The organism is Alcaligenes sp. 13f, from assembly GCF_020496585.1.
Classification (GTDB): domain Bacteria; phylum Pseudomonadota; class Gammaproteobacteria; order Burkholderiales; family Burkholderiaceae_B; genus Alcaligenes; species Alcaligenes phenolicus.
The window spans coordinates 59,100-84,276 of sequence record NZ_JAHKKC010000006.1 but is presented as its reverse complement, the minus strand read 5'-3'; the positions used below and the strand labels follow the sequence as shown (position 1 = coordinate 84,276).

Below are 25,177 nucleotides of genomic sequence, written 5' to 3'. Positions count from 1 at the left end.
CGCCTTGGATCTCGAAGTTCTCCACTTTTATTCCGCGACGCGCCTCCAGTACGACTAAGCCCGCACCGGTTCCGCCACCTCCAAGCCCCCCACCAGTTCCAGTTGCCCAACGTGTAGCAGGGCGGGAGGAAGGGTGGTTGCGTGTTCTTGAGTCTGATGACTTGATCCGTCTGCTGAAAGCTCAAAAAGCGGTTCATCAAATGTTCCTGCAGTCTCGCGTAGCAGATCCTGTTTTTCGACGAGATTTCATCCCAGCTATCCGACGATATGCAGAATACGTCCAGCTTATGCCTGCCTCAGAAGCACACCATCACGCCCACGCTGGTGGTTTGTTGGCCCATACGCTGGAGATGGTATTGGCAGCCATGACCTGGCGGAACGCGCATTTTTTACCTACGAATGCTCCCGTTGAGCAGATTGACGCCGAGCGTGATCAGTGGACCTATGTGGTCTTCTACGCGGCACTGCTTCATGACATTGCCAAACCGATGACAGACCTACGGATCTTATGGCGAGGCGGGGCGATGGATGAACCGTTGCGATGGAAACCGCTGGCTGGCTCCTTGTTCGAAGTGGGGCAGGGGCGTCTGGATCTGGAGTATCGGGTCGAGTTTGAGCCAAAAGCCAGCCGGGACTACCAGGCCCATAATCGCCTGGCACTGACCCTGCTTCATCAGATTGCACCAAAATCTGCCTTAACTTTTTTGTCCCAAACGCCTCACGCCTTTGATGCGCTGACTCATTATTTGTCTGGCCACAAGGATGGATTATTGGCTGACATTATCAAACGCGCTGACCAGGCCTCCACCAGCAACGCATTGATGAAGGGCAGTAAGGCTCGTTTTGCGACAGCCAATGCAGTACCGCTGGTGGATTTACTCATGCAAGCGCTCAAAAGCATGTTGCAGTCTGGAACGGATTTGCCGCTCAATCGTACTGGAGCTGCCGGATGGGTGTATGACGGCTCTGTGTGGTTTGTGGCTAAGCGTTTGGCCGATGCCACGCGGGCCTGGATTAAAAAGCATGAGCCTGACGAGTCTGTACCTGGAGAGGCCAAGAACGATAGGCTGTTTGACACATGGCAGGAATATGGAATCTTGCAAGTCAGTCCTCATTCTGGCCAAGCTATTTGGCACGTTGAAATCAACGGGCAAACGCCGGCAACAGAAGAGGGCGCAGAAGCCCATCAATATCGACACAGACTAAGTGTGCTGCGCTTTCCACTGTCAAAGCTCTATGATGATCCAAACTTATACCCACCGGCGATGTCCGGAGAGATCCATGTCCGGGCCAAGCGTGGCGATGATGAGTTTGAAACAGAGGCTGATCCAGCTGCGGTTGATTGTGAGCACAGCGCTGACACAACAGTCATTCAAGCCAAAGCTGCTCCAGAACACATTGATGAAGGAATATTGCCGCAAAAGGTGGCCACAACGGCCAAAACTGCTTCAGCTCGTTCCCAAACTGCAGCACCCAAGCGTAATCTCGTACCAGCAATGGAGTTTAGAAAGCCCAAAAATGCGTCAACTGGCGCAGCCAAGCGTCAAACACCGAAAAATGGCGCAACGCAAAGCGGCAACCAGCCCAAACCTGTGCCAACCTCAAGCAATACTCACCAAACTGCTTCGATTCAGGCATACGACGACGAGACGGTGATTTTGCCAGCCGAACTCGCCGTAGATGGCTTTGATGTTGACGATGACTTTCTAGATGAAGCTGATACAGCATCCAACATTATTCATCGCAGCCCACCGCAAGCGTCGCATAAACCCACGCCTGTGCCAGGCAAAAAATTACATAAACATGAAGCAACAGCCCTAGCTGCAGCACAGGCTAAAAGTGTTGAGCCAGCCTCTGTTGAGCACACACCTGGAGCATTACCAGCCTTACCGACGCCTAAAGCGCCGGTTCTTGAGCCTGAGTCTGCTCCAAAGACACAGGCAAAATCGCAACGCATGTTCAGCCAGGCCAACACCACGCCTGTCGTGTTGACCCCGAGCCTGCCTGAACTACCGCACGAAGCTCCTGTGAAGGAACCCAGTGAAGCCGCGACGGCGTTTATACAGTGGCTGCAGCAAGGCTTGGCCAGCCGTGAGATTAAGTACAACGAATCCGGGGCACCCGTGCATTTCGTAGAGGAAGGCATGGCACTGATTTCACCCAAGATTTTCAAGCTCTACGCGGCTCAAACAGGGCCTGAAGAACAGGCCGACGCCATGGGGATGCAGATTCAGCGAGAGGTTATCAAAGCTGGGTGGCATCGGATGCGGCAAGTAGAAGGTGGTGGCAAGGTCAACATCTTGCGCTACCAGATCATTGGCAAAGGAAATGTGCCGATCGCCTCGCTGGCGGCGGTGGTGTTGATGGACCCGGACCGGTTTGTTTTACCCGTGCCGCCCGTCAATCCAGTATTAAAGTTGGATCGTTGAATGAAGGGGATGTTTGACACAGGATAAAGTGCTGTGCTACCGTCCGATCAGTCGTGCAATTCAACGTTTCGACGGGGTTTCGGTTTAGATTACTGTGAGGTGCCTAACTTCACATAATGCAAAAGACTACTGAACAGGCTCGTTTTCCTCCCTAGAGGACGGCTGGGAAACATCGCATAATGTATATTATGTAAAGTCAGTAATCGATAGACTTTAGCCCCATTCCCTTAAGCACCTGTTTTTATCGCTTGTCACTCCTCTCTCTTCTTCCGGATTATTTTTGCTCTGAAGGTAGTTAAGTGCTCCTTTGCATGGTTATAGTGAGCAGCTATGTAAACCGGAGCAAAGCACCATGGGCCATGTACTACAGTTTGCCGAACGCGATCCCAGCTTGAGTGATGATTTGGCCAAAGCGCAGATTGAAATCCTTCGTGAAGCCTTGCTGTCCAAGCAGTACGAACGTCTGGATAAGGCAGATCAAACCCTGCTGATCGTGGTGGCAGGTATGGACGGTGTGGGTAAAGGCTCTGCTATCAATACCTTGAACACGTGGCTGGACCCTCGCCATGTGCACACTCTGGCGTTCGGCAAGTTAAGTGAAGAAGAAGCCATGCGCCCTTTGATGTGGCGTTATTGGAATAGCTTGCCCGCTCGTGGTCAGACGGGTTTGGTGTTTGGGTCCTGGTATGCGCCTTTAATGAAAGAGCTGGGCCGTAAAGAACCGGATCCGGCCAAGATTGCTTTGTATACCCATCTGATCAATCGTTTTGAAGCGCAGTTGGCGTATCAAGGTGTGCAGGTTCTGAAGCTGTGGTTCCATCTTTCTGCGCAGGCTCAACTGGATCGATGCGCTACCTTGATGTCTGATCCTAGTACTGCCTGGCGTGTCAGCAAGGCTGACCTGAAAGTTCACAAGCAATTCAATCGCTTGCGCAATGCCGCGACGCAAACTATTAATTTGACTCATCGGAATTACGCCCCTTGGGTTGTTATCCCTAGCGCAGATAAGAACCTGCGTGATGTGTCTTTGGCCAAGGTGGTGTTGCAGGCCATGGACAAGCCTATTGTCCCGCGTCAGGTGAAAGAGCCGCATGCCTTCCCGTTTCGCTTGAACGTCCCGACTGCTTCGCTTCAGTCCCCTCCTCCTGAAGAATCTGTGCAGGATTACGACGCCGAGCTTTTGCATTGGCAGGGCCGTTTATCCTGCGCGGTACGTAGCAAAGCTTTCCGCAAGCACTCTTTGGTACTGGTGTTTGAGGGGCGGGATGCAGCGGGTAAAGGCGGCACTATCCGCCGTTTGACCGAAGCCCTGGACGTGCGCACTTACGATATCCACCCTATTTCTGCCCCTAATGCTGTGGAGCTGGCACGCCCTTATCTATGGCGTTTCTGGCGCAAACTGCCGCGTCTGGGGGAAATCTCGATTTTTGATCGATCCTGGTATGGCCGTGTGCTGGTGGAGCGGGTGGAAAAATTGATTTCCCGTGCCGCCTGGCATCGTTCTTACGAGGAAATCAACGAATTTGAGGCACAGTTGCTGGCCAACGGTACGGCTGTGATCAAGTTCTGGCTGGATATTGATAAGGACGAGCAGCTCAAACGATTCAAGGCCCGCGAGGAAACGCCCTTTAAGAATTACAAGATTACGGAAGACGATTGGCGTAACCGGGAGAAATGGACGGCGTATCAACGCGCTGCAGAGGAAATGTTCGCCCAGACCGATACTCACATGGCACCTTGGCATATTGTGCCCAGCAAGGACAAAAAAGCCGCCCGTATTCAGGTTCTGCGTACGGTCGTCGAGACGCTGGAGTCTTTGGATGAGCACATGATCAGCCTGAATGAGCCGGCCTTGTCTGATCAGGTCAGTGAGCAGGTATAAGGCTACGCGTGCTTTGTTACCGACAAGGCTTTACTTCGGTTAGGCGTATTGTCGACTTGCCGTGACGATGAGCCTTATAAATCCTGCCGTGCTGCCAGGCTAAGGATTTTGCGCCAACGTTTGGCTTCTGCGGTATGGGCAGGCTGGATTTCCCAACTTTGCGTTGGGTTACGCAAAGTCAGCGTCAATCCCCTGCCCTGCAGCTCGACTGAGTCTATATCCGCAAAAATAAACGCTCGTGTTCCCTGCCCCGTTTGAATCTGACCGCGTTTTTGCAGGGCATCCAGGCGTATTGAACCGTCGGGTAAAGCCAGTTCCAGAATACGCTGGCCTTGCTGGTTTTTGCCGTGAATGGCCAGATAACGGCGTCGCCATACGATAAAGGGGGCCACCAGAATGGCCGCCGCGATCAGCAGGCTCAAGATCGCGGCGATGACACCGGCACTGGCACTGACCAGGCTAAAGATCTGCATTCCACCATACACAAGCGCCGCAATAATCCCCAGGAACAGCAGGACGACGATGATGGGCATAGTGGAAAACTCCTTGTTTTAGCGGGCTTGGACTTTTACGGTGACAGCGGCCTGGCGGGCGTTTGCACGGGCCGTTTCCAGATCAGCGTCTGCGGCCAATGCGACACCCATGCGGCGCTTTTCAAAGCTCTCGGGTTTGCCGAACAGACGGATATCGGTTTGCGGGATGCGCAAGGCTTCAGCCACATTCAGGAAATTCACGTCTTTTGCATCTACACCGCCGTAGATCACGGCGCTGGCGCCGGGCATACGCAAGGCGGTATTCACAGGCAGGCCCAGAATGGCGCGTGCATGCAGTTCAAATTCTGACTGCCATTGGGTGGCCATGGTAACCATGCCGGTGTCGTGTGGACGGGGGCTAACTTCACTGAACCAGACCTGATCGCCCTTCACGAACAGCTCGACGCCAAACAAGCCCTGGCCGCCCAGGTTCTGGGTAACGGCTTGGGCAATATCGCGTGCGCTTTGCAGAGCTGCGGGACTCATGGGCTGGGGCTGCCAGCTTTCTACGTAGTCGCCATCTACCTGCTTGTGACCGATGGGATCGCAGAACTGGGTTTCGATCTGGCCGTCTGCTCCTACGGCACGGACAGTCAATAAGGTGATTTCGTAGTCGAAGTCGATAAAGCCTTCAACAATGACGCGGCATTGGCTGACGCGGCCACCCGCCATGGCGTAGTCCCAGGCTTTGGCAACATCGTCCGGGCCGCTGATCTTGCTTTGACCCTTGCCCGAGCTGCTCATCAAGGGTTTGACGACGCAAGGGTAGCCAATCTTGTCGTCGATAGCGGCTTGAAGCTCTTCCAGCGATTCGCAGAACTGGTAGGGGCTGGTGGGAACACCCAGGGTTTCAGCGGCCAGGCGGCGGATGCCTTCGCGGTCCATGGTCAGGCGAGCCGCACGGGCCGTCGGAATGACGCGTACCTTGCCTTGAGCTTCCAGCTCTTCCAGCACGCCGGTGGCAATGGCTTCAATCTCGGGCACAACCAGGGTGGGCTTTTCTTCTTCGATCAGGGCGCGCAATTGTTCGGCATCACTCATGGTGATGGTGCGCGAGTGATGGGCGACCTGCTGGCCAGGTGCGTTCTCGTAGCGGTCCACCGCTATGGTTTCTACCCCCAGGCGTTGCAGCGCAATCAGTACTTCTTTGCCCAGCTCTCCCGAGCCCAAGAGCATGATTTTGTCCGACGACGACGATAAAGGGGTGCCCAACAGGCTCATGGCGCGTGCTCCGCTGAAAATGAGAAATTCAAAAGCGGTATTGTAATGCAGGCGACGCCGGGTTTTTTTCAGGCAGGACTGCTTTGTCCGCCCTGCTGGCACACAGGCTTGCAGGGCGGATGTTTTCAAGGCTCTACATCAGCGGTCAGGCTACTCCACCATTAGCTGCGCCATCATGCCCAGGTCCTCGTGCTCCAGAATGTGGCAGTGGAACATGCGCAGGCCGGGCAATTCCTGGCGGAACGCCAAGCGGATTGTTTCATTGGGCCGCAGATTGACCGTGTCGCGCCAGGCCCGGAACGCCTCCGGTACGGACTGCATCCCGGTTTGGCGCGCCAATACCTGAAACTGTGTTCCGTGAAGATGGAAAGGATGGTCCATATGGGAATCGTTAATCACATCCCAGTACTGCCACTGCCCTGTTGGGCAACGCAGGTCGATGCGGTCCATGTCGTAGACCTGATTGTTGATACGGAACATGGAACGCATGGCAGCCATGCCGGGCATCATATCGTTGTCCATGCCTGCCATACCCTGGTGGTTCATCCCGGATGAGTTTGCCATACCAGAGCCGTGCCCAGACTGCATGTCATGGTTCATGGGCATGACTTCGCTGAATACGACTTTTGCGGTACTGGCGGCTGCTGGAATGGCAGGGATTGTGCGTAATTGCTTGGGCAGTTTGATTTCCTGATGGCGGATTTTCAGTGTTGCCAGCGTCAAGGTTTCAGGACTTTCCTGCACCATCATTTTTTGCCGATCGTAATACAGTGCTTGCAAGCTGCTATCCAGATCTTTATCCGCCTGGATAAAGAACTCCACCCGTTCGGCCGGGGCCATCAAAATCGACTCGGCCGCTGCCAAGGCTTGTTCTATCAGTCCGCCATCTGTACCGACTTGAACCAGACGGGCACCGGGGATGTGCAGCTTCAAATAACGGGCAGAACACGAATTCCAGACACGGATGCGTTCTGCTGTGCTGGCCTGGATAAGGGGTTGGCGTTGACCATTCAGCAGCACGAACTGCCCTTCCCTGCCGTTCATCCAGTCAGGACCTGTGTTGGCCGGAATATGGCCATTAATGTCCAACCGCAGATCGCTAATGGCCCAGTGTTGCTCCGTATAATCTTTCAATGGGTCTTTGGGGGAGCGGACAATAATTGTCCCGCCCAATCCGTGGGCGACTTGCTCACCGCTTTTGCCATGAGGGTGTGGGTGATACCAGTATGTACCGGCGCAGCCTTCGGGCAAGGTAAAGCGGTAGTAGCGGCTTTGTCCTGGCATCACCGCGTCTTGTGGGTTGCCGTCCTGATCAGAGGGAACCGGCAAACCGTGCCAGTGGATGGTAGTGGCCTGATCCAGCTGGTTTTCAAACTCGATTTCTACTTGGTCGCCCTCATACAGTTCGATCAGCGGGCCGGGAGCTTGGCCGTTGTAAAGCCAGAGTTCGGTGCTTTTTCCATCTGCCAGAACGCGTTGATGGGCAGCAGCAGTAATTTTGGCCTGGAAAAGCCCTTTTTTCTGACTACTGTTTTTAAGTACAGGTAGAGCTTGCAGAGCCTGGCCAGCCGGCATTTTTTCTATGGGCATCAGGCCTGGGCGGGTGCTCATGCCGTGACCGTGCATACCTTCAGACATGGAGCCGTGGTGCCCCATCATGCCCTGCCCCCAGCTTCGCATAGGCAGGCTACTCAAGAGGCTGGCACCCAAAGTCAGTTTAAAAAAATCGCGTCGTTTCATGGGTTTATCCCTATCAATCATCAATACACACGTACCACCCAGGCTGGATCAGCACAGGCTTTTAGCGCTTGGGCGGCAATTAAAACGAGATGATCAAGACGAGCGCGGAGGTGGCTGGGCGGGGCCAATCAGCCGGGAGACGTAGTTTTGATGCAGGGGGACGGGAGGGAAAACGGGCTGTAATGCCACCGCTTCAGGTGGTGGAGCCTGCGTCGCCAGACAAGCGCAGCAACCACTTTTCATTGGAGTGCTGCAATGGTTGGGAGCGCTATGGTGAGATTGCCCCGACGAGGCATGTTGCGCTTGAACAGTGCTGCGATCCGTATTTTGAATCGTGGCGTGAGCGGCAAAGCTGCTACTCACACTCATGCTGGCAAAAAAAACAAGCAGGCCGACTAATAAAAGCCAGCCTATTGTTTTGCGAGATGAAATGGGGGCGCGCAGCATGGGCAAAAGCTTAGCATAAGCCTTCTGTGCATCGTTTGCGCTAAAACAGACCGTTACACGCAGTGGTCTATCCAGGCGATTGAAAGTGCAGCAAATCAACCTTACGGATGGCTGGCATAGGCTGCTAAATAGATTTTATTGTTCAGGATCGTTCTTGATCAGGCGTCGCTTCAACCGTAGGGGGCGTACAGGCTGGCTTTGGGCTTGTTCCAGTTCCTGGCTGAGTCGTTGGGCTGTTTTGCGCGCCTCTTCATTCTCCCGCTCCAGCAAAGCAGCGCGAGTACGCAACATTTGCAATTGCCCCTGCATCTCTTTGGCCAAGTTATGGCTGATATCCATAGCCGCTTGCATCGCGCGGCGCTCGCCCTGCTCTTGCCCCAACTCCTGGCGCAGTTTCTGCATTTGATCCTGCTGTTTGTTCAGCTCCTGTTCGTGAGCTTGACGCTGGGTCTTGTTTGCTTGCTCGGCCTCTTCTATTTGCTGACGCAGTCGCGTTTGAATGGAGCGTTCCTTGTCGATTTCCAATAAAGCACGGCGCTCGTTGGCCTGGGCGCGTTCTTCGGTCAGTTCAATAGCCTTTTGCAGCCGCTCCAAGTCCTGGGTGAATTGCTCACCTTGGCGGCGCAGTTCTTGTTGAACCAATTGTTTTTCGGTTTCCAGCTCGTTTTGACGTTGTTTGGCGTGCAGCAAGTCTTGTTTTAGAGCTGCTTGTACCTGACTGGCTGCCTGTAGTTCTTCTTTCAGCTTTTCTATATGGGCTTGGGCATTTTTCAAGGCGCCCTGCTCTACTTCCAGTGCCTGTTGGGCCTCCAGGGTTTGGGCTTGAGCCTGTGCGACGTGTTCATCAGCCTGAGTCTGGTAATGCAGCATCTGCTGCTTCGAGTGCCCCATCGCTTCTTGCCAGATACGACCCAGTAGCTCCCCCGTCAGGGCTTGTAGTTCTTCGGGCATGTCGGCCACATCCAGCCGAACTCGACTTTTATCCCGCAAATCTTCCCAGAACGTCTGTAGTGCCTGAGCCGGAGCGCTCATGCTGCCTTTGCGCACCAATTGGTACAGCTTGTTGGCCGTAGGTGTGACGCCATAGCGGAAAAACAGGAGTGCGGCCACTTCTTTGTACAAAGTCTGCGTATGGCTGAAGCGATCACGTAATTGGGCAACATCGGCCAGGATTTGCCCCTCGTTTGGCTGGTTTTGCTCCATTTTTCCACCTTTGTTGATAATTTAATTAATAATACAACGTAATATATAAAATTATCAACAAATCGGATTCTATAATTTGACATTATCTCTATAATGTCAAATATCTGACCCTAAACAGGCTGATTGGCACAGGCACGGGTTTGAAAGCCCTTCCCTGCTCTCTTATCGCCTTCGTTTTTCTGCTTATTCATGGAAATAGCCAACACTTCGCCCTCAACCGACCTGGGATCGGACGATATTGCTCAATTGCTGGCTCGTTTTGACGGGCGGCAAGGGGCCAACCGGTCTATCGGCGGACGTGCACAGATTGATGCGCAAACAGATATAGAGGCGTTGCGGGCCTGGTTGGCGCGCTATATAGATAGTCCACGCACCTATGCGAACTACCGCAAGGAGGCGGAGCGCCTCTTGTTATGGGCGGTATTGGAGCGTCGCAAGGACTTGTCCTCGCTTAGCCTGGAAGACATCCTGGCCTATCGTTTGTTTCTGGCGGACCCTCAACCCGCTCATCGCTGGGTGGTTCAAGGGCGCTCCCGCCCTGCTCGTCACCATGCGGCATGGCGGCCATTTGCGGGGCCCTTGTCTGAAAGCAGCCGGAATCAGGCGTTATTGATTCTGAACTCTTTATTTAGCTGGCTGGTGCAGGCGGGGTATTTGGCGGGCAATCCTTTGGCCTTGTCTCATCAGGGCCGACGTCAAAAGAAAACCACCGCCCCCCAGCAACGGTACTTGACCCGGTTGCAATGGCGTTGGGTACAGGATTACATCCAGGCCCTTCCTGAAGATACGCAGAGCGAGTTGCGCTATAAAGCCCGCGTACGTTGGCTCTTTTCCATTCTTTATGGCGGCGCCCTGCGCATTTCCGAACTGGTTCAGGCGCGTATGGCCGATGTTCAGGAACGTGTTGATGCGGGAACGACGGCTCAATGGTGGCTGCATATCCACGGCAAGGGCGACAAATGGCGTCGTGTGCCTTTAACGCAAGAGCTGTACGGCGAATTGATGCGCTACCGACAAGCGCATGGGCTGGAAGGACCGCCCCAGGCTTTGGAGCCCTATCCTTTATTAATGTCCGCCGGTGCCAGCGACAAGCATTTGACGCGGGCCATGGCGCATGTTCTGGTCAAACAGGTTTTTCAAGGTAGTGCGGATCATTTACGGAGTCTGCATCCCGATCAGGAGTCCCAGGCCCGTACTCTGGAGCAGGCCTCGGCTCACTGGCTGCGTCACTCGGCGGGTTCTCACCTGGCTGATCAAGGGGTGGATCTACGTATCATCCGTGACACTTTGGGCCATGAGTCTATCGCTACGACCAATATCTATCTGCATGCGGATGATGATCAGCGTCACCAGGCTCTGGAGCAATCCCACAGCCTGGGTTGGAAATAAGGGATTCGCTTCGAGACAAGAAAATCAGACGCAGACAGCCCCCGGCAATGCGGTAGGATACGATTCCTGTGGGGGCTGCGTTCCTGTTTTCAGACATGCTCCCCGCCCATGCCTTGCTATAGCTGATTGTTGGAGTACCTATCCCTTATGGACACTTTTAATGTCATGCGCACCTTCCGGCGCATTGTGGAGCTGGGCGGACTTGCCAAAGCCGCGGAGGATCTGGGGATATCCGCAGCGGGTTTGAGCAAGCAACTGCGTACCTTGGAAGCGCATCTGGATACGGTGCTGATCCAGCGCACTACGCGCAGCATGAGTCTGACGGAGACTGGCCGCAGCTACTATGCCGAATGCTGTCGGATACTGGATGAGCTGGACGCTTTGGAGCGCTCGGTCAAACAGCAGTCCCAGCGCGTGACGGGGACCTTGCGCGTGAATGCCCCCTTGTCGTTTGCACTTAGCGTCCTGTCGCCATTGATGACGGATTTTCTACACAAGTATCCGGAACTGAAGCTGGAGCTGGTGATGGAAGACCGGATCGTGGATGCCGTGGCTCACGGTTTTGATGTCTCGGTGCGTTTGCGTAGCAGCCTGGATGATTCCACCCTGATTGCTCGTCGCCTCGCCACCATCGAGCAAAAATTATGCGCCGCCCCCACCTATTTGAAGCAGCATGGCCTGCCTCAGACCTTGCAGGATCTGCGCAATCACAAAATGATCAGCTATAGCCTGGCACATACCCAGGGCCTTGCTTTTGATAGTGATTTCGACAGCAACCCTCAACAGCACACCCCCAGTGGTACGGCTTTGCTGTTCTCAGGTGAGCATAGTCAAGTGAATAACAGCCTGATGCTGCGCGACTTTCTGATTGCCGGTTTGGGTATTGGCGCCCTGCCTTCCTTTCTGGCAGATCCAGCAATTGCTTGCGGGCAGTTGCAACGCGTTTTGCCCGAATTGGTGAATGAGCCCCGCCATATCTACGCCGTGTATCCGACCAATCGCCACCTGCAACCCAAGGTCAAAGCCTTCGTGGATTATCTGGCCGACCAACTGCCCCATGCCATGTCCAACGCCCTGTAAACAGACCTTTATGAACTCGGAGTAAAAACTGTCTGCACCGCCACGTGCTTATTCTCCGCTCCGGGGAACGCTATTGTGATGACCATCTTACAAGGACATCACAATGCACGATCAAACACACCCGACCCAGCCGCTTGTCTCCCCCCTGATTATTGATTTCTTCCATGATGCCGTCTGCGGATGGTGTTATGTCATGTCGCCACGCTTGCGGCAAGTTGCCGCCGAACTGGGCATCCAGGTCCGCCACCATACCTTTGTTCTGCAAGACAGCCGCGAGCAGATGCTGCAAGCCTTCGGCTCCATGGAGCGCGCCAAACGTGAAATCCTGGGCCACTGGGCCGCCTGCGCCCAACACGACGATACGCAGTCCATCAATATCGAGGGCATGCGAGCACAGAACTTCGACTATCCCCATGGAATGTTGTCCGCTCGGGCGTGTCAGGCGGCGCAGCTACTTTCTGGCGATAACGCCCATTGGGATTACTTCGATGCGGTGCAGCGTGCGCATCTGGTAGAAAGTCGCAATATCGGCGATATGGACACGCTACTGGAGGTCGCCATTGCGCAAGGCTTTGAGGGTGAGGCCTTTCTGAATGCTATGGATAGCGATATCGCGCAGCAGCGAGTTCAAGCCGATCGCGCCGAAGCGGTACGGCTAGAGATCCGATCCATCCCCACTTTATTAGTCTCCTCACGCGAGACCGGCCAAGTGTTGGCCCGTTTGCAGACCCAATCCGCCGAAATGCTCAAAAGCCGTTTGCGCGCTTTGCTGTAAGCGCTGCCCCTCTCTTTCTTATCTACGCTTCATAAAAGGACATCCATGTCGATTCGTTTTTCTCACCGTCTTCTCGGTTTACTGCTGGTTGGTGCAAGCAGCATGAGCGTCTCTCTGGCTCATTCCACTCACCCAGCGAGCAACCCTTTGCCCCTTAGTGCTCAGGAAGTGGGCATCAGCCCCTGGGGGCCGGACGATGAAATTGGTCGCTTGAACCTGATCACCCCTGCTTCCCGGGCTGCCATCTTGTCCCGTCTGGATGGCAGCAAAGTCTATGACCTGGCAACTGACTACTACTTGGGCATGCCCAGTTGGCAGGACGCGGGAGACCCGCACTATCAGTTCTGGATGACCCATACCCCTCGTGGTACCGCAGTGGATGACCCGATGGGAGTTGGCGATGAGATGAACGCGGTTCGTAGCTACACAGGCACGGCTTTTTCCATGTACAGCCATACGGGCACCCATATCGATGCCCTGAATCACTTCGGCATTCATGGAAAGATCTGGAATGGTTTCAAGGCTGATGAGCATCTGGGTGACCGTGGCTGGAACCGTACTGGCATCGAGAAATTCCCGCCCTTGATCGCCCGTGGCGTCTTGATTGATGTGGCCGCCGCCAAAGGCGTAGACATGCTGCCCGATCAATACCGCATCACACGCCAGGACTTGAAGGATGCACTGGCCCGTCAGAAAACGGTGCTGAAAGAAGGCGATATTGTCCTGATCCGTACGGGCCGCATGAAGCTCTTTAATGATCCTAAAGCCTACATGAACGCGCCGCCCGGCATGGGTCTGGATGCTGCTCGTTATCTGGTGGAAGAAGGCGGTGCGATGATTGTGGGTGCGGACAATTTGAGCTTTGAAACCTTCCCTTCCGAGGTGCCTGATGATTACGTCCCCTTGCATACCTATCTATTGGCTCAACAAGGTGCACCGATCATTGAGTTGATTGCCCTGGATGAACTGTCCAAGGACAAGGTCTATGAGTTTGCCTTTATTGGCGGTCCGCTCAAGATCCGGGGCGGTGATGCGGCTCCGCTGCGTCCAGTTGCCATCCCGATTCGCTGATCCACAGGCTTCATAAAGAAACCCGTTTCTTTAGCCCTTGATGCGTTTGCGAATAAGGGCTATCGCGTTTGCCTGCTGTTAGGTGCCGCTCAATATGCTACTGTTGGGTGGGTTTGAATGCGCCGGGCGCCTGTTAAAGGGGCGTCCGGCTTTTCTTTATGGAGTATGTAATGACTTACACCGTTTATCTGTCCGGCGAAATTCACACGGATTGGCGCGAGCAGATTGCTCAAGGTGCAAAGGCCGCTGGATTGGATATTACCTTTACCAGCCCTGTTACCGATCACGATGCCAGCGATGCCGCTGGCGATCACCTGGGACCGGCCAGCGAAGGTTTCTGGCGTGATCACAAATCCTCCAAAATCAATGCCATCCGTACCAGAACCCTGATTGAACAGGCGGATCTGGTCGTGGTGCGTTTTGGGGACAAGTACAAACAGTGGAATGCTGCCTTTGATGCCGGTTTCTGTGCCGCCCTGGGCAAACCGTACGTGACGTTGCACGCCGAAGACATCATCCACCCCTTGAAAGAAGTGGATGCCAGTGCGCAGGCCTGGGCAACTAGCCCCGAGCAAATCGTGGAGATTTTGCGTTATACGCTGAAAGCCTGAATACCGCACAGATTCCGTTGAAAAAGCTGCCCCCGACACCTGAATGAAAACTGGGTGTCGGGGGGGGTTTCGCCGAGTAAGGGCTTCGAATCCGATCAGGACTAGCTATCACGTGACAAGAGCTAACCTTAATAAGCCCCACTTCTGATTAACTATAAAAAAAATTAATACTATAGACGTTACCATTCTTTCTGCTTCTTCTGCTGTCTACAATGCGCTCCTAACACTGCTTAGTCGCGAATAGAGGAGACAAAATATGAGTGGGTCTATGTCGGGTCAAATGATCCAATTTGAGAACGTGCCGTTTCGGCGCTTTCACCTTCGTGTGGGGTCAACGGCCTGCGGGGGACAGTTTGCAGATGGTTTTGAGCTGGGCATTATTGGTTTGGCCATTGCTTTGGCAGCGGTACCACTGAACCTGAATGCCGTCTGGATGGGCTTGCTGGGAGCAGCGGCTTTGGCCGGTCTGTTCTTGGGCAGCCTGGTGTCGGGCGTGATTGTGGATCGTGTGGGTAGACGCAAAATTTTTGCATGGGACATGCTGTTTGCGGCCGTACTCTCGATTGCCCAGTTTTTTGTCACCGAAGCTTGGCAAATGCTTTTGTTGCGCTTTGCTTTGGGTGTGGTGCTGGGTTTTGACTATGTGGTCAGTAAAGCGCTGTTGACCGAGCTCTCGCCCGTGCGTTTTCGTGGCCGTTTGTTGAGCATCATGGCCATTGCCTGGGTAGCGGGCTATGCCTGCTCCTATGCGGCCGGGTTTTTGCTGCGTGATCTGGGGCCCGATGCCTGGCGTTATATGTTGATGGTCAGTGCCGTACCGGCCTTACTGATTTTTGTGTTCCGACTGGGCGTGCCTGAGTCACCGCTGTGGCTGATTCGTAAGGGACGAGTACAGGAAGCGCAGGAGATTGTTCGCAAAAAACTGGGCGATGGCATCTTGTTGCCGGAGGCTAGCCCTGTACAGCAAAAAACAGGTGGAGAATGGAAAGAGCTGTTTTCCAGGAAATGGCGCAAGAACACGGCGGTGGGTGGCATTTTCTATGCTTGTCAGGTGATTCCTTACTTTGCTCTGGGCACCTTCTTGCCCAAGATTCTTGAGTCGCTCAATGTGACAGACAAGTATGTTGGTGGTCTGACCTATAACGCTTTCCTGTTGCTGGGGGCGATCGTCGGGACCATGCTGGTAGACCGTATTGCGCGCCGCTCCTTCCTGATCGGTACATTCATTGCTGGTGCTGCGGTCTTGTCCGTGATGGCGGTCGGTGTGCTGGACTCGACGGGCGTGATCATCGCGTTTGCTCTGTTTGCCTTGATTCTGTCGGCCTCGGCAAATCTGGAATTTATTTACCCGCCTGAACTGTTTCCGACGCATCTGCGCGGCACGGGTGTGGGGTTTGCCACCGCGACCAGCCGTTTTGGTGCAGCCATCAGTACCTTCCTGCTGCCCAGCATTGTTCAAAACTACGGGGTGTCGATCGCTCTGGGCGCATGTGTCGTTGTCCTGCTGTTCGGTGCTTTGGTCTCGTATCTGTGGGCTCCTGAAACCTCGCGCATGAGATTGGATGATGTTTGATACCCACCCTATCGCCCCTCACGAATGGCAAAGCGTCTACGGTTTTAAGGAATGGACGCAGGAAACCTTGCTGGCCTATCTGGAGCAGGCAGGCATCGAGTTTGAACTGGTCAGCCACTCGGCCGTGTTTACGATGGCGGATTCCGCCGAACTGAGCATCGCCTTATCCGGGCGCCGCTGCAAGAATTTGCTGCTGCGAGACAAGAAGAGCCGGGTTTTCTTTCTGGTGGTGCTGGCGCCCGAGACCAGTATCGATCTGGCTGCCTTGGGGCAACTAATGGGTGCAGGCAGGCTGTCTCTGTGCCCTGCTGAACAGATGTATGAGCTTTTGCATGTGGTGTCGGGAGCGTTGAGTCCGTTTGCCTTGATTGGGGACTCCCAGGTGCACAAAGTCCGCTTGTTGTGGGATGCGAGTTTGGCGGGTGAAGACTCGTTTTTATTTCATCCGCTGCGCAACACCGCCACGGTCTCTATCAGTCAAAGGGATTTCAGCCGATTTCTGGCCCTGACGGGCCACCTTATGGAAACGCTTGCTATCCCTTCTCGCCCCCACCTCGCTAGCGCATAGCCGAGATTTTTTCCAAAAACAGGACATGGCTGTTCAGGATGCTCTGCCCCTGGTGGGCGGAGCATTTGTCAGCATCGTAGGAGTAAATATGGAAGTATCTTCTGACATTGAGCCAGTACGTACCGAAAATGATTACGTGGGCCAGGTCTCCATTCCTTGTAGCAAGTACTACGGCGTCAATAGCGTACGGGGCAAAGATAATTTGTCCGTCTCTACCCAAACCGTGGGCCACTATCCTGCTTTTATCAAGGCTTTTGCGCAGGTTAAGTGGGCAGCTGCTTTGGCCAACCGGGACTGCGGTGTAATCAGCCCTGAAATTGCCAATGCTATTGCGCAGGCCTGTCAGGAATTGCTGAACGGAAAACTGGCTGATTCCCTGATTGTGGACCTGATGGAAGGCTCAGGTGGAACCTCCACCAATATGAACTTCAATGAGGTGATTGCCAATCGAGCTCAGGAGATTCTGGGCAAGCCTCTCGGCTCTTACGAGGTGGTGCACCCGAATGACCACGTCAATCGCTCTCAATCTACCAATGATGCGTATCCGTCCGCTCAGAAAATGGCGACGTACGACATGTTGGAGGGCTTGATTGATGCTGTGGGTGAATTGGGTAAGACCTTTAGCCAAAAAGCTGTGGAGTTTGCCGAGATTCTGCACCTGGGTCGCACTTGTTTGCAGGACGCTCAACCGATGCGACTGGGGCAGGTGTTTGAGGGTTATGCCGCCCTGGCGCAGCGCTTGCAAGCGGAATTGATGGCAGTGCGTCAAAAGCTGTGTACCTTGCCCTTGGGCGGTACAGCAATCGGTACAGGCTTTGGGGCTCCTGAAGGATATCGTGCGGCTGTGTATACGCACTTGGCGACACTGACAGGCGTTTGCTACCAGGCACCGGATAATTCGTTTGATGCCATGCAGAACATGGATACTTTTTCCAGAGTCTCAGCAGAGTTGCGTACCTGCGCGACGGCCTTGGCCAAGGTCGCGGCAGATTTAACGTTGCTGTCCTCCGGGCCCACAGGTGGTTTGGGTGAGCTGCGTTTGCCAGAGGCCCAGGCCGGCTCGTCCATCATGCCGGGTAAGGTCAATCCGGTTCTGCCCATGGCTATGATTCAGCTCAGTTTTGCTGTTGTAGGCAACGATGTGGCTGTGGCGCAGGCGGTGCAGTATGGCGAGCTGGAAATCAACCATTTCGAGCCGGTCGTGGCCTCGCGGGTTTTTGACAGCATCCATATGCTGACCCAAGGCATTCGGCGCTTTAATGGTTTGTGTGTGGCTGGCATTTGTGCGGATCGCGCTCGCAATGAAAACCATGTGCTGCGTTCCATGGCACTTGCCACGGCTTTGGTCCCCACATTGGGCTATGCCAAGGTCAGCGAGCTGGCCCGTCAATCGGTAGCGGAACAGCGCCCCTTGCTGGAAATTCTGGAGGAGTCCGGGGTTCTGACTAAAGAACAGGCCGTGCAGGCTATCCAGAAGGCGTCGGTCCCGGCTTTTTGATTGTGTTCGCTCCCTAAGTGTACTTAGGGGGCCTCCACCCAAGGATGCAGCTCAATTAGCTGCGGCAAAATAGGATTGATAGCATGCAGCTCATTGCGAGCGTGCGTCCCCAAAACAGTGGCTGCCAGCTCAAAGGTTTCCTTGCCCAGCTGACCATATTCACCAGTACGAACGTGGAGATACATCCGACGCTCGGCATTGAGCTCGGGTACAAAGCCCAAATGCAATGCTCCTGCTGATCGAGCGCCTTGTAGCAGACACAAGGGTGTAGTGATCGCCCAGCCAATTCCCCCCGCCACCATGGACGTCAGCGTATCTGCAGTTTCCACTTCCAGGCGGCGGGCCGAGCTGATGCCAGCCTGACGCAGGGAGCGCTCGACTTGTGTGCCCAAGTGAGATTGGGCGTTAAAGCGAATCAATGGTAGTTGCTTGGATAGCGTGACTAGGTCTGCCATGCTGGTACAGGGAACAGCCAGCCCCTTGGGGGCGATGACCAGGAATCGCTCCGACATCAAAAAGTGGTTCCCCATTCCCTCCACATCTAGTGTGCGGGTCGAGATCACCAGATCCAGTTCCCGCCGTACCAGCGCTTCGGCCAGATTGGGCGTCAGGCCAGTACGTACTGACAACTGCGCGGTGCCACGTAGTAGCTCTTGAACCAAGGGCGTGCCACAGCTGGCGGCAAAAGAATCCACCAGTCCGACACGTAAATTAGGCTTGATCCCACGGCTGGCTTCAATCACGGAGCCGCGCAGGTTCATGGCCTGGTTCAGAAGCGTTGTCCCTCTATTAACCAAGGTCAGACCGGCAGCGGTCAAGGTTAAGGGCCGAGCCGAACGGTTCAGTAAGGGCGTCCCAAAGTTCTCCTCCAGCAAGCGTATGGACTGGGAGACGGCGGATTGGGTAATACCCAGTCGTTCCGCGGCCTTGGACATATTGCAGTCCTGAGCCGTAGTCAGAAAGATACGCAGCGCTTGCATGTCGATGGGGCGAGTTTCTTGCATAGTTCAGCGAGCTTGGCGCACGAATGGGAGGGTTGGGGAAAAATAGGGCCATGCTTATGATAAGCATGGCCCTGATTTTAGCTCAGCTTCACCCGCCGCAAACGCAAGGCATTGCTGACCACAAAGACACTGGACAAGGCCATGGCGCCGGCGGCAAACATGGGTGAGAGCAAGGTGCCGTTAAAGGGATAGAGCACGCCTGCTGCTACTGGAATCAGTGCCACGTTATAGGCAAAGGCCCAGAACAGGTTTTGACGGATATTGCGCATGGTGGCGTGGGACAAGGCAATCGCGGTGACCACGCCTTGCATATCGCCCGACATCAAGACTACATCAGCCGCTTCAATGGCAATGTCCGTGCCGGTGCCAATCGCAATCCCTACGTCTGCCACGGCCAGAGCGGGGGCATCGTTGATGCCATCACCGACGTAGGCCAGATGCTGATGCGTATCGCGCAAGGCCTGAACTGCTTGCACTTTGCCTTCGGGCATGACTTCCGCCACCACTTCGTCAATATTGAGACGGCGGGCTATGGCATTAGCCGTGTGGCGGTTATCGCCGGTAATCATGACCACCTTGATGCCCCGGGCATGCAACTGCTCGATGGCGCGCGGTGTGGTTTCCTTGATCGGGTCAGCCACGGCCAGCAACGCAATGACCTGCTTGTTGCGGGCGGCGTACATAGGGGTTTTACCGTCCTGTGCCAGCGTCTGGGCTTGCTCGGTAAAGGCTGACAGGTCCGCGCCTAATTGCGTCATCAGGCGGTCTGCACCCACATGCCATTGGTCAGATCCGATTTGGGCGGTGACACCCAGGCCTGTCAGGGACTCAAACTGCTCAGCCTTGGGCAAGGTGATTTGCTTTTCCTTGGCAGCGCTGACAATGGCTTGGGCAATCGGATGCTCGGAGTAGTTTTCCAGAGCGGCAATCGCTGCCAAAGTCTGATCCTGGTTCTCTCCGGGCACGCAGACAAAATCGGTTAGTTCGGGCGCGCCTTTGGTCAGGGTGCCGGTTTTATCCACGGCCACGACTTTTACATCGCGCAGTGCTTGCAAAGAGTCCCCTTTACGGAACAGCACGCCAGCCTGTGCGGCTCGGCCCGTCCCCACCATGATGGAGGTCGGCGTGGCCAGGCCCATGGCGCAGGGGCAAGCAATAATCAGCACAGCGACGGCATTGACCAGTGCAAAGCTCAATGCGGGCGATGGGCCAAAAATCAGCCAGACAATGGCGGTCAAGACGGCCAGTGTCATGACGGTGGGCACAAACCACAGCGTGATTTTGTCGACTACGGCTTGAATAGGCAGCTTGGAGCCTTGGGCCTGCTCAACCATGGAAACGATATTAGCCAGTACGGTGTCCTGCCCCACGGCGGTAGCCTCAAATTCCAGCGAACCTTTTTGGTTCACTGTGCCACCAATGACTTTATCGCCCTGGGATTTGGACACGGCAATGGATTCGCCTGTCACCATGGATTCATCCACATAGCTCTGACCGGCAAGAACATCTCCATCAACGGGGATACGCTCGCCGGGACGAACCAGCACGACATCGCCCGTATGCAGCTCTGCCTGGGGCAGCTCAATTTCCTGACCATCGCGACGTACACGAGCGGTAGGCGGCTGCAGGCTGAGCAGGCGTTGAATGGCTTCAGACGTACGACCTTTGGCGCGCGCTTCCATGACACGGCCCAGCAAAATCAGGGCGACGATGACAGCGGCGGCTTCAAAGTACACGTAGACGGATTCGGAAGGCAGCCACTGTGGCGCAAAGGTAGCCACTAGCGAGAAGCTGTAAGCTGCCAGGGTGCCCACAGCGACCAGCGAGTTCATGTCGGGCCCACCACGCAAGAGAACAGGAATCCCTTTGGTGTAGAACTCGCGGCCTGGGAACAGCAAGACTAGCGTGGTCAGCACGAACTGGATCAGCCAGCTGTTTTGTGTACCTATGGTGCTGGCCACCCAGTGATGGAAAGCAGGCACCATATGGCCGCCCATTTCCAGAATGAAAACGGGCAAGGCCAGCACCGTCGCCAGCCAGAAACGCTTGCGCAGCGTTTCGTAGGTTTGTTCGGCACGCTCGAACTGGTCATTCGTGACAGCCGCTTCGGCAAGGCTGGCGGGATAGCCGGCTTTGCTCACCGCCTGAATCAGCTCAGGCGCTTTCACACCCTGCGCTACTTGCACATGGGCTTTGGCGGTTGCCAGATTGACCGAGGCTTTTTGTACGCCCGGTACTTTCAGCAAGGCCTTTTCAACTCGGCCCACGCAGGAGGCGCAGGTCATGTCCTGCACGTCCAGCACAATGTCTTGCTGGGAAATTTTGTAACCACCCTTTTCCACTGCCTGCATAATGGCGTCGACCGGGGCGGCACCCTCAAATTCCACGGTGGCCTTGTTGGTGGCTAGATTTACCTGGGCCGATTGCACACCGGGGACTTTGCCAATAATCTTTTCAACCCGACTGACGCAGGAAGCACATGTCATGCCTTCCACATCTAAAGTCAGGCGTGAGCTCTTGTTTGAAGCGCTGCTTGTCATCGAAATCACCCTTCAATGGATCGTCAATGAAGCCACTTTAGGGCTTGACCCGATGGGAAGGTCAACAGTTGATAAAAAAACGCCTCCGAAGAGGCGTTTCAAGGGGGAACTACGACTAATGAGGGATCAATCAGCAGCTTAGTAAGCAACAAAGGTGCCGTTGTTGTTGTTCCAGTCTTTGGCTTCTGCTGCAACCTGATCGCGGCTCAGTTCGGAGCGGGTGTCGATACGTGGGTAGTCGCCCATCGAACCTGTGCTGATGTAGCCTTGCTCTTGAGCAGCAGCCAGTTCCTGAACCACTTGCTGACGACTCAAAGGAGCGTTGGTCGATTCAATTGCTGGGTAGTTCAGGTTTTCGCCGGTAGCGACATTGTTGGTGGCTGCCATGGCAGTGCCGCTCAAAGCGGTAGCACCAAGAATCAGGCTGGCGATAGTTGCGCGTGCGATGTTTTTCATTATTTACTCCAAATCTACGGTGTGTTTTTCGGTGGTTCGCTGTTGTGTTTAGCGAGTCGTTAGATGGAGTATGAGCCTTTCTAAACCTAGTAAAAACCCTTAATATTGCAAACGTATTTCCATTCATGGAACAATTCAAATGAGTACCATTATCGCTGGCCCCCTGCTCAACGACATCGCGATCTTCGTGGAAGTGGCTCGTGCCCGCCACTTTAGCCGTGCCGCTCAGGCTCTGGGGATGCCCGTCTCCACCGTGTCGCGCCGTATTCGTGAACTGGAAAAAGAAGTGGGTGTGGCTTTGCTTAAACGCAGCACGCGCAATGTGGATGTGACCGACGCGGGACAAGTGTATTTCGAGCGCTGCCTAGCTGTCGTCGAACAGGCTCGTCTGGCTCATGAGCAATTGCTGGATGTGGCTCAGACCCCCAAAGGACGTTTGCGGGTTTCCATGCCTGCCAGTTTCAGCATTGTGCTGATGCCCGCCATTATCCGAGGCTTTAATCAACAGTACCCGGATATTGAGCTGGAGTTTGACCTGACCATACGGCCTATTGATTTGCAGGCCGACAACTACGATTGCGTTATCCGTGTGGGTGCCCAGCCTGACTCCAGCGCGGTGGCCACCATGTTAGGACAGATTCGTCTGGGGCTGTATGCCACCCGCAACTATCTGGACCGCAAAGGGCGACCCAAGCATCCTTCTGAACTGGCAGGTCATACTTGTATTTGTGCCCGCCCCGCCAGCTCGGATCGAGTCTGGTCCTTGCGTGGTCCGAATCAGGAGCGCTATGACGCGATTGTGGAAGGTCCCATTACCGTCAATAACGCCATCATGATGCGCAAACTGGCCGTGCATGACCTGGGTATTACCGCCTCTTCCTTGCTGGAACGAAAATTGGATCCGGATTGCGCACACCTGGAGCGTGTCTTGCCGGATTGGGAGTTTGCGCCCTTCCCTATTCTGGCTTTGCTCCCCTCGCGTCTGATGCCGCAAAAGACTCGCGTGTTCCTTAATTATCTGCGTAGCGAGCTGGATAGATTGATGTCTCAGCCCGAACTGGATGTAGCCACAGCCGGTCAAGCTTATCCGTAAGAAAATAAGCAGTATGCTTATGAATCGGTGTTGCCCAAGGCCTATCTATGCTATTTATAAATGTTTGGTCCTGTGGGGCCAATGCCATGACCGGGGGGAAGCGCATGAAAGTAGTACTGCAAAGCTTGCTGGCTGGAATGGTGATGAGTTTGGCCTTGGGAAGTGGCAGCGTGTACTCGCAAACCGTATTGCTGGAAGCGGTAGAGCAAGGCGATAGCGCCAAGGTGCGCGAAATTCTGTCAGAAAAACGGGCTCGCGGCAGCGTCAGTGTTAGCGACGATCAAGGGCAAAGCCCCTTGCTGCGCGCGACCTGGTTGAACCATATTGATATTGCCCGGCAGTTGATACGCGCGGGTGCGGATGTGAACCAGTCCGACTCCATTCACGACAGCCCATACTTGGTCGCGGGTGCACAAGGTCGTCTGGAAATCCTGCGCATGACTCTGGAGAACGGAGCCGATCTGCGTAGCGTGAACCGCTATGGTGGTACGGCGCTGATTCCGGCTGCTGAACATGGTTATGTCGATGTTGTACGCCTTTTGCTGACGGCGGGGGTCGATCCCAATCATGTGAATTACCTGGGCTGGACGGCCTTGCACGAGGCGATTGTGCTCTCTGATGGCGGGCCGGAACATCAGGAAGTGCTGCGTTTGCTGATCAAGGCCGGAGCGGATGTGAATTTGCCGGATCGTCAGGGAGTGCGTCCCTTGAGTCTGGCTCGACAGCGCAGCCAGACTGAGATGGCCGAGATTCTGGAACAGGCCGGAGCAAATCCATAAGCCTAGCCGGCTTGGCTGCTGCGTTTTTTTAATCACAACAATAACGGTTTTATGTCTTCTACTCAGACTGCTCCGTCGTCGACGGGTGTTCAAGCCAGCCCAGCTTTGTGGCTGGCTTTCGTCATTCTGGTCGGCTTGAACCTGCGCCCTTTTCTGACTTCCAGTGGCACCTTGGCACGACAGGTGGCCCAGGGTTTGAACATGCCCCTGAGCAGCCTGGCCTGGCTAACCTTGTTACCCATGATGGTGATGGGCCTGGGGGCTTTCTGCATGCCCTCTTTGCGGCGCGTTCTGGCACTGCGCCATGTGCTGATTACTTCCCTTCTCTTGCTGTGCCTGGGCTGTGTGCTGCGCTGGTTTGTGCCTAATGGAGCAAGCCTGATTGCAACAGCGCTGATTTGTGGTTTGGGCGTGTCCTTGCTGCAAGCTGGGATGCCCGGTTTGATCAAGGAACAGTTTCCGCGCCATATTGCCCAGGTCACCGGGGTTTACTCCGCGACCTTGATGGGTGGCGGTGCCTTGGGCGCGCAGATTACGCCCTGGGTCAGCTCCTTGACGGACAGCTGGCGTATCGCCCTGGCTTTCTGGGCCTTGCCGATCAGCGTAGCCTTGTGGATTGCCTGGAAAGTGGTCCCGCGCGAGGCACCGGGTGCGAATCTGTCGCCGCCCTCCTTGTCCTTGCTGGCGCGTCCTCGCACCTGGACCTTGATTGTGTGCTTCGGCCTGATCAACGGCGGCTATGCCTCTTTGGTGACCTGGCTGGCAACGTTTTATCAAGATCGAGGCTGGACGGCAGAAGCCAGCGGTAGCCTGGTGGCGGTCCTATCGGTGGCACAAGCCATTGCCGCCTTTGGCCTGCCTACCTTGGCGGCCAAAAATAAGGATCGCCGCATGTGGGTGTGGCTGGCGCTGGCGTGTCAGCTCGTGGGCTTCCTGGCCTTTGCCTATATTCCCGATATGGCCCCCTATCTGTGGGCGATTATTATCGGCATCGGCTTGGGGGGCTGCTTTTCCTTGCTGCTGTTGGTGGCTCTGGACCACTTTCCGGATGCAGCCCGTGCCGGGACGTTGAGTGCCTTGATGCAAGGCGGTGGCTTTCCGATTGCCGCCCTCTTTCCCATGATCAGCGTGCACTTGCGTGAAATGAGTAATGGCTTTCAGGCAGGCTGGATGTTGCATGCGGCAATGGCGGTATTGGTGGCCATCATGGCCTGGAGCTTTCAGCCTGCGCGATACGCCCAAAAGATGAAGCGAAATGAGGCATCCTGAGTAGCAGCTCGTATCG

Annotated in this window: 20 protein-coding genes; 13 read left to right on the top strand and 7 right to left on the bottom strand. The window is 55.0% G+C overall.

Annotated elements, in window-relative coordinates:
* The first annotated feature begins 137 nt into the window (after window positions 1-137).
* The gene (gene mobH / locus KOE80_RS06650) at window positions 138-2,429 is read left to right on the top strand and encodes a MobH family relaxase (RefSeq protein ID WP_264180204.1); all 2,292 of its coding nucleotides are present in this window, start codon (window positions 138-140) and stop codon (window positions 2,427-2,429) included.
* Window positions 2,430-2,781: 352 nt separating this feature from the next.
* Complete coding sequence (gene pap / locus KOE80_RS06645) at window positions 2,782-4,311, top strand: polyphosphate:AMP phosphotransferase (RefSeq protein ID WP_060185086.1); 1,530 nt, start codon at window positions 2,782-2,784, stop codon at window positions 4,309-4,311.
* A gap of 74 nt (window positions 4,312-4,385) precedes the next feature.
* On the opposite strand, the gene KOE80_RS06640 is transcribed toward pap, so the two are convergent.
* The 4 genes from KOE80_RS06640 to KOE80_RS06625 all read right to left on the bottom strand — a co-directional run bounded on the left by KOE80_RS06640 (window position 4,386) and on the right by KOE80_RS06625 (window position 9,455).
* A complete protein-coding gene (locus tag KOE80_RS06640; RefSeq protein ID WP_226348682.1) occupies window positions 4,386-4,844 on the bottom strand; it encodes a hypothetical protein in 459 nt (152 codons plus the stop codon).
* Between the two features lie 18 nt (window positions 4,845-4,862).
* On the bottom strand, window positions 4,863-6,065 hold the full coding sequence (gene purT, locus KOE80_RS06635) for a formate-dependent phosphoribosylglycinamide formyltransferase (RefSeq protein ID WP_115633666.1): 1,203 nt from the start codon (window positions 6,063-6,065) through the stop codon (window positions 4,863-4,865).
* A gap of 150 nt (window positions 6,066-6,215) precedes the next feature.
* The gene (locus tag KOE80_RS06630) at window positions 6,216-7,805 is read right to left on the bottom strand and encodes a multicopper oxidase family protein (RefSeq protein ID WP_226348681.1); all 1,590 of its coding nucleotides are present in this window, start codon (window positions 7,803-7,805) and stop codon (window positions 6,216-6,218) included.
* Between the two features lie 582 nt (window positions 7,806-8,387).
* Window positions 8,388-9,455, bottom strand: coding sequence for a DNA-binding protein (locus KOE80_RS06625; protein WP_060185084.1), 1,068 nt, complete (start codon window positions 9,453-9,455; stop codon window positions 8,388-8,390).
* Between the two features lie 189 nt (window positions 9,456-9,644).
* Between KOE80_RS06625 and KOE80_RS06620 the strand changes: the two genes are divergently transcribed.
* The 8 genes from KOE80_RS06620 to KOE80_RS06585 all read left to right on the top strand — a co-directional run bounded on the left by KOE80_RS06620 (window position 9,645) and on the right by KOE80_RS06585 (window position 18,020).
* Window positions 9,645-10,844, top strand: coding sequence for a tyrosine-type recombinase/integrase (locus tag KOE80_RS06620; protein ID WP_226348680.1), 1,200 nt, complete (start codon window positions 9,645-9,647; stop codon window positions 10,842-10,844).
* 147 nt (window positions 10,845-10,991) lie between these two features.
* Window positions 10,992-11,924 (top strand): LysR family transcriptional regulator, encoded by a 933-nt coding sequence (locus KOE80_RS06615; protein ID WP_051316187.1) that lies wholly within the window; start codon window positions 10,992-10,994, stop codon window positions 11,922-11,924.
* 103 nt (window positions 11,925-12,027) lie between these two features.
* A complete protein-coding gene (locus tag KOE80_RS06610; RefSeq protein ID WP_226348679.1) occupies window positions 12,028-12,699 on the top strand; it encodes a DsbA family protein in 672 nt (223 codons plus the stop codon).
* A gap of 102 nt (window positions 12,700-12,801) precedes the next feature.
* Window positions 12,802-13,770 carry a cyclase family protein gene (locus KOE80_RS06605; RefSeq protein ID WP_371477525.1) on the top strand — a complete coding sequence of 323 codons (969 nt, stop codon included), beginning with the start codon at window positions 12,802-12,804 and terminating at the stop codon, window positions 13,768-13,770.
* A 170-nt stretch (window positions 13,771-13,940) separates the two neighbouring features.
* Window positions 13,941-14,381: a YtoQ family protein gene (locus KOE80_RS06600; RefSeq protein WP_060185080.1), complete on the top strand. Its 441-nt coding sequence runs from the start codon at window positions 13,941-13,943 to the stop codon at window positions 14,379-14,381.
* A 256-nt stretch (window positions 14,382-14,637) separates the two neighbouring features.
* Window positions 14,638-15,954 carry an MFS transporter gene (locus tag KOE80_RS06595; protein WP_226348678.1) on the top strand — a complete coding sequence of 439 codons (1,317 nt, stop codon included), beginning with the start codon at window positions 14,638-14,640 and terminating at the stop codon, window positions 15,952-15,954.
* Window positions 15,944-16,522, top strand: a complete 579-nt coding sequence (locus KOE80_RS06590) for a prolyl-tRNA synthetase associated domain-containing protein (protein ID WP_226348677.1) — start codon at window positions 15,944-15,946, stop codon at window positions 16,520-16,522. Before KOE80_RS06595 ends, KOE80_RS06590 begins: the two co-directional genes overlap by 11 nt.
* 88 nt (window positions 16,523-16,610) lie before the next feature.
* Entirely contained in the window at window positions 16,611-18,020 is a 1,410-nt protein-coding gene (locus KOE80_RS06585) for an aspartate ammonia-lyase (RefSeq protein WP_226348676.1), read from the top strand.
* Between the two features lie 23 nt (window positions 18,021-18,043).
* On the opposite strand, the gene KOE80_RS06580 is transcribed toward KOE80_RS06585, so the two are convergent.
* The 3 genes from KOE80_RS06580 to KOE80_RS06565 all read right to left on the bottom strand — a co-directional run bounded on the left by KOE80_RS06580 (window position 18,044) and on the right by KOE80_RS06565 (window position 22,020).
* On the bottom strand, window positions 18,044-19,024 hold the full coding sequence (locus tag KOE80_RS06580; protein ID WP_319002381.1) for a LysR family transcriptional regulator: 981 nt from the start codon (window positions 19,022-19,024) through the stop codon (window positions 18,044-18,046).
* A gap of 77 nt (window positions 19,025-19,101) precedes the next feature.
* Complete coding sequence (locus KOE80_RS06570; protein WP_226348675.1) at window positions 19,102-21,564, bottom strand: heavy metal translocating P-type ATPase; 2,463 nt, start codon at window positions 21,562-21,564, stop codon at window positions 19,102-19,104.
* 138 nt (window positions 21,565-21,702) lie between these two features.
* Entirely contained in the window at window positions 21,703-22,020 is a 318-nt protein-coding gene (locus tag KOE80_RS06565; protein ID WP_226348674.1) for a DUF4148 domain-containing protein, read from the bottom strand.
* 139 nt (window positions 22,021-22,159) lie between these two features.
* On the opposite strand from KOE80_RS06565, the gene KOE80_RS06560 reads away from it, so the two are divergent.
* The 3 genes from KOE80_RS06560 to KOE80_RS06550 all read left to right on the top strand — a co-directional run bounded on the left by KOE80_RS06560 (window position 22,160) and on the right by KOE80_RS06550 (window position 25,161).
* Complete coding sequence (locus KOE80_RS06560; RefSeq protein WP_226348673.1) at window positions 22,160-23,113, top strand: LysR family transcriptional regulator; 954 nt, start codon at window positions 22,160-22,162, stop codon at window positions 23,111-23,113.
* Between the two features lie 104 nt (window positions 23,114-23,217).
* Window positions 23,218-23,892: an ankyrin repeat domain-containing protein gene (locus tag KOE80_RS06555; RefSeq protein ID WP_226348672.1), complete on the top strand. Its 675-nt coding sequence runs from the start codon at window positions 23,218-23,220 to the stop codon at window positions 23,890-23,892.
* 51 nt (window positions 23,893-23,943) lie between these two features.
* Window positions 23,944-25,161 carry a cyanate transporter gene (locus tag KOE80_RS06550; RefSeq protein WP_226348671.1) on the top strand — a complete coding sequence of 406 codons (1,218 nt, stop codon included), beginning with the start codon at window positions 23,944-23,946 and terminating at the stop codon, window positions 25,159-25,161.
* Window positions 25,162-25,177: the final 16 nt, after the last annotated feature.